This is a genomic window from Pseudomonas brassicae (assembly GCF_010671725.1).
GTDB classification, from domain to species: domain Bacteria; phylum Pseudomonadota; class Gammaproteobacteria; order Pseudomonadales; family Pseudomonadaceae; genus Aquipseudomonas; species Aquipseudomonas brassicae.
Genome location: NZ_JAAHBU010000146.1, coordinates 1 through 8,494, shown reverse-complemented (window position 1 = coordinate 8,494; position 8,494 = coordinate 1). Strand labels below are relative to the sequence as shown.

Genomic DNA, 8,494 nt, shown 5'->3' with positions numbered 1-8,494 from the left:
CCGGCAGCGCCGGTAGCTGGACAACTACCGCAGCGAGCTGGATGTGTCCGGCCCGCTGAACCAGGGCGGCACGGTGCGCGGCCGCATGGTCGGCGCCTACAACGACAGGGACAGCTACCAGGATTACGCCGGGCGCGAGCGTGGCGTGTTCTACGCCATCAGCGAGTTCGACCTCACCGACAGCACGACCCTGAGCGTGGGCGCGTCCAACCAGAACGACAATAACAACATCAACTGGGGCGGCCTGCCGGTCAACCCCGACGGCAGCCACGTGGGTTTCTCGCGTTCCAAAACGTTCGGCTACAGCTGGTCGCATCAGGACGTGGAGAACACGAGCGTGTTCGTCGAACTCGACCAGCACTTGGCCAATGACTGGCGCCTGCACCTGGGGGCGTCGAAGAACTGGTCCGAATTCAAGATGATGGGCGGCGTGCTGGAGCGCAACAACGACGCCACCTACCGTCAGCGCATCTTCAACCAGGGCCGCGACTTCGACCAGTCCAGCTACGATTTCTTCGCCAGTGGCCCGTTCACCCTGCTGGGCCGCCAGCATGAGCTGGTGGTAGGCGCGAGCAAACGCCAACTCAAGACCGAGGCCACCGGCGGCACCGTGTTCGTCGACGTGCCGGAGCTCAATCGCTTCAACCCGGGCGGCCTGGCCAGGCCGAACGTGCCGGACATCTACGCCATCGACGACAGGGTCGATCAGGAAGGCCTCTACCTCAGCACGCGCTGGAACCTGGCCGAGCCGCTGAAGGTGATCCTTGGCGCGCGCCTGGACTGGTACGACGCCACCGCGATCTATGACCAGATCAACGACCAGTACTACACCTCGGGCAAGACCAAGGTGGTACGCAACGTCACCCGCTATGCCGGCGTGATCTACGACCTGGACGACCACCACTCGGTGTACGCCAGCTACACCGACATCTTCCAGCCCCAGACCGAGAAGGACGGCACAGGCGCCGGCATCAAGCCCATCGTCGGCGAAAACTACGAGGTGGGCATCAAGGGCGAATACGTTGACGGCGCGCTGAACGCCAGCGCCTCGCTGTTCCAGATCGACCAGATCAACCGCGCGGCCGAAGTGGCCGACGCCAGCCGCTGCAAGGTCATCCCGGCGGGCAGCTATGCCTGCTACGAAGCCGCTGGCAAGGTGCGCAGCCAGGGCATCGAATTCGAGCTCAACGGTGCACTGACGCCCAACTGGCAGATAGGCGCCGGCTATACCTTTGCCCAGGCCAAATACGAGCAGGATGCCGACAAGGCCAAGGAGGGCCGGCTGTTCGACAGCGACGTGCCACGCCACCTGTTCAAGGCCAACACCACCTACCACCTGCCAGGCGACCTGAAGCAATGGCGCGTCGGCGCCAACCTCTACCGTCAGAGCGCCACCTTCAACAAGGGCACAAATGTGTTCGGTAACTACCGCGTCGAGCAGCACGCCTACACCCTGGTCGGGCTGATGGCCGGCTACCAGGTCAGCAAAAACCTCGACACGCAGTTGAACCTCAACAACGTGTTCGACAAGACGTACTACCAGGGCATCGCCAGCAACTCCACCTGGAGCCCGTACGACGTGTTTGGCGACCCGCGCAACTTCACCCTCACGGCCAAGTACAGCTTCTGAGCAGACGCCCGCAGCGGCCGCTGTCCACCCGCGCAACAAGCGGGGGCCCAACAGCCCCCCAGCGCCGTCGGCAGCGACATCCCCAGCAGGTACCACGTGCCCCAGAACGGCACGGCCATTGATTGCGCGCGGCGCCGGCGCGCTGTCGCTGGGTTGTGCGGCGCACCGTGCAAACCGTGCAGCGCTGCATAGTGCGGGCTGCACACCGGCGCAATGGTTTCGCTCATCAGCGCATGGCTGACCAGCCCGGCAAACTCGCCATTGGCGTACAGCAACGCCAGGTCGATGTTCTGCGTGCGAAAGTCGACTGCGTCGTTGCCCACCCGCACGTCCAGCGCGATGTTCGGGTAGCGCTGGTGAAAATCCGCCAGGCGTGGCACCAGCCAGCACTGCGCAGCCGACGGCCGGGCATACAGCGCCACCGGCCCCGACAGCGCGGCCTGGGGTGACTGCTCCAGCGCATCGCACAACTGCCCCATCGCCCCCTGCAGAATCGCGAACACCCGCTCCCCTTCGCTGGTAAGGCGGATACGCCGAGTCAGCCGCTCGAACAGGCGCAGCGACAGCGCCTGTTCGAGCAGGGCAATGCGGTGGCTCACCGCACTGGGGGTCAGGCACAGCTCTTCGGCCGCCAGGGCGAAACTCAAGTGCCGCGCCGCCACCAGAAAAGTGTGCAGGTTGGCAAATTGCGAGCTGTTGAGCCGCGTGCTCAAACGGGGTGGCAGGTTCAGCATCGAGCGCAGGTTCCGCTAGTGTCCGGCCAGCAGTTTACGGCCCTGCGCCAGGTACGCGTGCATTTCTTCGTCGGGCACCATGCTGCCACCGGTGCCCCACATCAGGTGCGTGGCATTGGCCAGGCGCTGCTCGTTCAGGCCCAGGCGCTGGCGGTAGCCCTGCTGTTCCTGCAACACCTGCACAAACCCCGGCAACCCGGCCATGGCCGAGGGCTCCAGGCGGTAGCCTTCGGTGGCCTCCATCTGTGCCAGCAGGCGGAACAGCTGCGCGTCGCTGACGGTGTAGTAGCCGTCGATCAGGCGCTGCAACGAACGCCCGACAAAGCCCGAGGGCCGCCCCACCGCCAGCCCGTCCGCCGCCGTGCGGTTGTCGATGCCCACGTCGTACACGCTCACTGCATCATGCAGGCCGGTATACACGCCCAGCAGCATGCACGGCGAGTGCGTCGGCTCGGCGAACACGCAGTGCACCGCATCGCCGAAGCGCTGCTTGAGCCCGAACGCCACCCCGCCAGGCCCACCACCCACGCCACACGGCAGGTACACGAACAGCGGGTGTTCGGCGTCCACGCGAATGTCGGCCGCCTGCAACTGGCGCTGCAAGCGACGGGCCGCCACCGCATAGCCGAGGAACAGGTTGAGCGAGTTTTCATCGTCGACGAAGTGGCAGCGCGGGTCGGCCTCAGCCTGCTGGCGCCCCTGCTCCACCGCCACGCTGTAGTCGGACGCGTATTCGATCACCTCCACGCCGCAGGCCCGCAGGCGGTCCTTCTTCCATTGCCGGGCATCGGCCGACATGTGCACGGTGGCCTTGAAGCCCAACCGCGCACTCATGATGCCGATCGACAGGCCAAGGTTGCCGGTGGAGCCGACGGCAATGCTGTACTGCCCGAAAAACGCCCGCGCCGCGTCGCTGTCCAGCGTGCTGTAGGCCATGCCAGGCGTCAGCAGGCCACCGGCCAGCGCCAGGTCTTCGGCGTGCTTGAGCACCTCGTAGATGCCGCCGCGCGCCTTGATCGAGCCGGAAATCGGCAGCAGGTTGTCGGCCTTGAGCCACAGTGCGCCCTGCACCGGCAGGTTGGCCTCGGCACACAGGGCGGCGTGCAGGTGCGGCAACGGGAGTAGCGGCGACTCGATGATGCCGGCGCTGGCCTCAGTCTCGGGAAACACCGCGCGCAGGTAGCTGGCAAACCGGTCAAGGCGCGCACTGGCGTCGTCCACGTCGGCGCGCGTCAGCGGCACATCGCCCAGTGCCTGGGCGGTCGGTGCGAGTGCCGGGTTGAACCAGCTGAGCGGCTCCAGGCGGGTCAGTTGGCCCAGCAGCGGATGGCTGTGCAGCCACTGGTCGAGGGGCGTGTCGAGGGTCATGCAGTTCTCCTGAAAAAAATCGATGGGGCGGGCAGGTTCATGCCCAGTGCGAAACCAGCAGCGTCATGCCCACGGCCAGGCAGCGACAGGCCGTCGGTACGCGGGGTTGGCACTGCCAGCGGCGCCTGCGCGGTGGCAGGTGCATGACGCTGGCACACCAGGGCAACCCACACCGGGCCGGCGATCACTGCGGTCGGCAGGCCGACGATCAAGCCATACAGGATCACCTTGCCCACATCGCCACCCAGCAATTGCGTGATCGCCATCGCCGCGGGGTGCAGCGGCAGCATGCCCGCGCCAGCCCCGACCACGAAACTGGCCAGCATCAGGGCAAGGAGCGCGTGCACCCGCAACCGCACCACCTGCACCACGGTCAGGCCGATGGCGGCCATCAATATCAGTAACAAACCCGCGTCTTCATGCATGGCATCGCCTTTTTATTGTAGTGAGCTCAGCGGGCTGCGCGGATCGCGGCCGGGAGCGATTAAGCGGCACCGGTAGCGGGGTTTACAAAGGATGGATTTTCAATGGATGGATGATGTGAGGTCACCTGCCGAGGGCATCGAATCGAGCCTGAAAAACATTTTGTAAAATACCTCTTGAAAATAAACCGCAAATATCAATAATTCGCATTCGATAACAATTACCAATTGGATCCATCGCATGCCCGCACTCCGCGCTTCCCGGTTCAGCCCTCTGCCGCTCCACCTTTGCCTCGGCTTCGCCACCGCGTTCCTGCACACACCGTTGCGGGCCGAAGGTGTCGAGCCACCCCAGCATGAGGCGCGAGCAGAGGACGACACCGAGGCCGCCAAAGGACTGGAACTGTCGGCCACCACCATCGACGCGCAATCGCTCGGTGAAACCACGGAAAACAGCGCCAGCTATGTGCCAGGTACCACCAGCATGGGCGGCAAGGGGCCGCAGAAGCTGCGCGAGATCCCGCAGTCGGTCACGGTCATCACCCGCCAGCGCCTGGAAGACCAGCAACTGACCAACATGGACCAGGTGATGAACCAGATGACCGGCGTCACGCGCAAGGAGGCCTGGGCCAAGAACACCTATGTGTCGCGCGGTTTCGAGATCACCAACGTGCGCTACGAAGGCGGTGCCACCTCGACCCTGCTCGACAGCAGCCGCTTTGAGGACCTGGCGCAGTTCGACAGCGTCGGTCTGCTGCGCGGCGCCGACGGCCTGTACGGTGCCGGCGAGCCTGGCGGGGTGATCAACTTCATGTACAAGCGCCCGCTGGCCCAGCCCCAGGTCAAGCTGATGAGCTCGGCCGGCAGTTGGGACAACTACCGCGGCGAGTTCGACGTGACCGGCCCGCTGGGCCTGGACGGTCGACTGCGCGGTCGTTACGTGGGCGTGCTGGAAGACAAGCATTCGTTCGTGGATTACGACCACAAGAAGCGCAACCTCAACTACGCCTCGTTCGAGTTCGACGTGACCGACGAGTCGCTGCTGTTCTTTGGCCTGAGCCATCAGCGTGACGACCTCAATGGTGTGCGCAACACCCTGGGGCGCTTCGCCGACGGTTCCGACCTGGGGCTACCGCGCAGCACCAACCTGACCACGCCGTGGAGCTGGAACGACATCGAAAGCACCACCTTCTTCGTGCGCCTGGACCAGCAGCTCAACGATTCGTGGAAGGCCGTGGCCAACCTGCGCCATAACATCAACGAGAACGCACAGAACGTGGTCGAGCTGGAGAACCCGATCGACCCGGTGACCGGCGCCGGTGGCGTGTGGTGGAACAACCAGCACGACTTTCGCACTACCGAAACCACCCTGGACCTCAATACCCAGGGCTCGTTCGAGCTGTTCAGGCACCGTCACGACCTGACCGTGGGCGTGGACGCCAGCAACAAGAAGGGCAAGGGCGGCAGCTACTGGAACATGCTGTATGCCGACTCGGTGTTCTCGCCGACCCTGCCCGGCTACTACCCTACCGCCGAGAGCTTCCCGGACACCTCCACCGAGGTGCGCAAGGTTGGCAGCTACACCTCGCTGCGCATCCGTCCGGTGGACGACCTGTCGCTGATCGTCGGTGGGCGCTACACCCTCAAGGAAGACACCGAATACGTCGGCGCCACTGGCCAGAGGCTGTCCTCGGTGGAAGAAGACCCGCAGTTCGTGCCGTACTACGGCATTGTCTACGACCTCACGCCAACCCTCAGCCTGTATGCCAGCCATGCCGAGATCTACAAGTCCCAGGCCACCCTGCTGCAAGGCCCGCCGCCGGGGTCCAAGGCGCTGGAGCCGCTGACCGGCACCAACTATGAAATCGGCATCAAGAGCGAAATGGCCGATGGCCGCCTGCTCGGCAGCTTTGCGCTGTACCGCATCGAGAAAAAGGGTGAAGGCCAGACCGACCCCAACTACCCGCGTAACTGGGGCGCCGTCACCTCCTGCTGCTATGTGGGCAACGGCTACCAGCTGAGCCAGGGCTTTGAAGTGGAGCTCAATGGCGAAGTCGCCCCGGGCCTGCAGGTGTCGATGGGCTACACCTACAACGCCAACGAGAACAAACGCGCGGGCGACGCACGCTTCAGCACGCACACCCCGCGCCACCTGTTCAAGCTGTGGAGCGACTACCGCTTCCAGCGCCTGCACGCCTTGAGCCTGGGCGCCGGTGTAGTCGCGCAAAGCCAGCACAGCGAAGCGGGCACCGTGGTGCCGATGGGCTCGACCAGCGGCGACTCGCTGGACTACACCTTCGTCGAAAGCGGCTACGCCCTCTATTCGGCACGCGCCGCCTACGACCTGGACGAGCACTGGACGCTGGCGCTCAACGCCAACAACCTGTTCGACAAGACCTACTACAGCACCGTGTCGTCTACCGGCTACGGCAACCTGTACGGTGAGCCGCGCAGTTTCCTGCTCAGCCTGAGCGGGCAGTTCTGAGTACATCGATCGCCAACACAGGTATGATTCCGGCCCATGGCAACCGCCGAAATCATACCGTTCAAGGGTCGGTTCGGCCCCGAACCGACACGAAACCTACACGTTGGTGTTAAGCGCATGATCGAAGTCACCGAAGTTTCCATTGCACACCTGCGCGCCGCCCTCGAAGCCGGCCATACCACCTCGGTCGAACTGGTGCAGGCCTACCTCGCCCGCATCGATGCCTACGACGGCGCAGGCACCCCCACTGCGCTGAATGCCGTGGTGGTGCGCAACCCCGAAGCCCTGAATGAAGCACGCGCCAGCGACAATCGCCGCGCCAGCGGCCAGCCCCTCGGCCCGCTGGACGGCATCCCCTACACCGCCAAGGACAGCTACCTGGTGAAGGGCCTGACGGCGGCGTCTGGCAGCCCGGCCTTTGCCAACCTGGTGGCGCAGCGTGACGCCTTCACCATCGAGCGCCTGCGCGCTGGCGGGGCGATCTGCCTGGGCAAGACCAATATGCCGCCCATGGCCAACGGCGGGATGCAACGTGGGGTGTACGGCCGCGCAGAGAGCCCGTACAACGCTGCCTACCTGACCGCCCCGTTTGCCTCCGGCTCCTCCAACGGCGCCGGTACCGCCACCGCGGCAAGCTTCGCGGCCTTTGGCCTGGCCGAGGAAACCTGGTCGAGCGGGCGCGGCCCGGCCTCCAACAATGGCCTGTGCGCGTACACGCCCTCGCGCGGGGTGATCTCGGTGCGCGGCAACTGGCCGCTGACGCCGACCATGGACGTGGTGGTGCCATTCGCGCGCACCATGGCCGACCTGCTTGAAGTGCTCGAGGTGGTGGTGGCCGAAGACCCCGATACCCGCGGCGACCTGTGGCGCTTGCAGCCCTGGGTGCCGATTCCGGCCGTTGCCTCGGTGCGCCCCGCCACCTATCAGCAGTTGGCGGCAGCTCCAGAGGCACTGGCCGGCAAGCGCTTTGGCATCCCGCGCATGTACATCAACCAGGACCTTGAGGCGGGCACGTCCGAGGCGCCCGGCATTGGCGGCCCCACAGGCCAACGCATTCATACGCGCCCGTCGGTGATCGCCCTGTGGGAAGCGGCGCGGCGTGCCTTGGAAGCAGCCGGTGCCGAAGTGCTGGAGGTGGATTTCCCACTGGTGTCGAACTGCGAGGGCGATCGCCCCGGGGCACCCACCGTGTTCAATCGCGGACTGGTGTCCACGGCGTTCCTGCAGCATGAACTGTGGGACCTGACGGCCTGGGCGTTCGATGATTTCCTGCAGGCCAATGGCGACCTGCAACTGAACCGCCTGGTGGATGTGGACGGGCCGCTGATCTTCCCGCATGACCCTGGCACCCTGCCCAACCGCGAGGGCGACCTGGCGGCGGGCATGGACGAGTACGTGCGCATGGCCGAGCGCGGCATCACGCCGTGGGACCAGATCGATACCCTGCCCGACGGTCTGCGTGGGCTGGAGCTGACCCGGCGCATCGACCTGGAAGACTGGATGGACCGGCTGGGCCTGGATGCGGTGCTGTTCCCGACGGTGGCCGATGTGGGGCCGGCGGATGCGGATGTGAACCCGGCCTCGGCAGACATCGCCTGGAGCAACGGGGTGTGGGTGGCCAACGGCAACCTGGCGATTCGTCACCTGGGGGTGCCGACGGTGACGGTACCGATGGGGGTGATGGCGGACATCGGCATGCCGGTGGGGCTGACCTTTGCCGGGCGTGCGTATGATGATTCGGCGTTGCTGCGGCTGGCGTCGGCGTTCGAGGCGACCGGGTCGAAGCGGATGATTCCGCCGCGTACGCCAGCGTTGGTGTAGATAGAAACCGCTCGGCGGGCTGAGCCGGCCTCTT

General features: G+C 65.4%; 5 protein-coding genes and 1 pseudogene. 3 read left to right on the top strand and 3 right to left on the bottom strand.

The genetic code is table 11. From position 1 onward, the window contains the following. The first annotated feature begins 43 nt into the window (after positions 1 to 43). Positions 44 to 1,630 carry a TonB-dependent siderophore receptor gene (locus G3436_RS11760; protein ID WP_338001243.1) on the top strand — a complete coding sequence of 529 codons (1,587 nt, stop codon included), beginning with the start codon at positions 44 to 46 and terminating at the stop codon, positions 1,628 to 1,630. Here the strand turns inward: G3436_RS11760 and G3436_RS11755 are convergent. The 3 genes and pseudogenes from G3436_RS11755 to G3436_RS28890 all read right to left on the bottom strand — a co-directional run. Then, positions 1,537 to 2,364 carry a LysR family transcriptional regulator gene (locus tag G3436_RS11755; protein WP_163945030.1) on the bottom strand — a complete coding sequence of 276 codons (828 nt, stop codon included), beginning with the start codon at positions 2,362 to 2,364 and terminating at the stop codon, positions 1,537 to 1,539. The genes G3436_RS11760 and G3436_RS11755 overlap by 94 nt on opposite strands. A 15-nt stretch (positions 2,365 to 2,379) precedes the next feature. Next, positions 2,380 to 3,732 carry a D-serine ammonia-lyase gene (locus G3436_RS11750; protein ID WP_163945027.1) on the bottom strand — a complete coding sequence of 451 codons (1,353 nt, stop codon included), beginning with the start codon at positions 3,730 to 3,732 and terminating at the stop codon, positions 2,380 to 2,382. A gap of 121 nt (positions 3,733 to 3,853) precedes the next feature. Then, positions 3,854 to 4,022, bottom strand: a pseudogene (locus G3436_RS28890) (GntT/GntP/DsdX family permease); the annotation flags it as partial. 373 nt (positions 4,023 to 4,395) lie between these two features. Between G3436_RS28890 and G3436_RS11740 the strand changes: the two are divergent. Together G3436_RS11740 and G3436_RS11735 are read left to right on the top strand one after the other, a co-directional pair. Next, on the top strand, positions 4,396 to 6,639 hold the full coding sequence (locus G3436_RS11740) for a TonB-dependent siderophore receptor (RefSeq protein WP_163945021.1): 2,244 nt from the start codon (positions 4,396 to 4,398) through the stop codon (positions 6,637 to 6,639). A gap of 117 nt (positions 6,640 to 6,756) precedes the next feature. After that, positions 6,757 to 8,460 carry an amidase gene (locus tag G3436_RS11735; RefSeq protein ID WP_163945018.1) on the top strand — a complete coding sequence of 568 codons (1,704 nt, stop codon included), beginning with the start codon at positions 6,757 to 6,759 and terminating at the stop codon, positions 8,458 to 8,460. Positions 8,461 to 8,494: the final 34 nt, after the last annotated feature.

Coding starts and splice junctions, on each gene's coding strand:
- G3436_RS11755 (WP_163945030.1), bottom strand. CDS start 2,364: ATGCTGAACCTGCCACCCCGTTTGAGCACGCGGCTCAACAGCTCGCAA.
- G3436_RS11750 (WP_163945027.1), bottom strand. CDS start 3,732: ATGACCCTCGACACGCCCCTCGACCAGTGGCTGCACAGCCATCCGCTG.
- G3436_RS11740 (WP_163945021.1), top strand. CDS start 4,396: ATGCCCGCACTCCGCGCTTCCCGGTTCAGCCCTCTGCCGCTCCACCTT.
- G3436_RS11735 (WP_163945018.1), top strand. CDS start 6,757: ATGATCGAAGTCACCGAAGTTTCCATTGCACACCTGCGCGCCGCCCTC.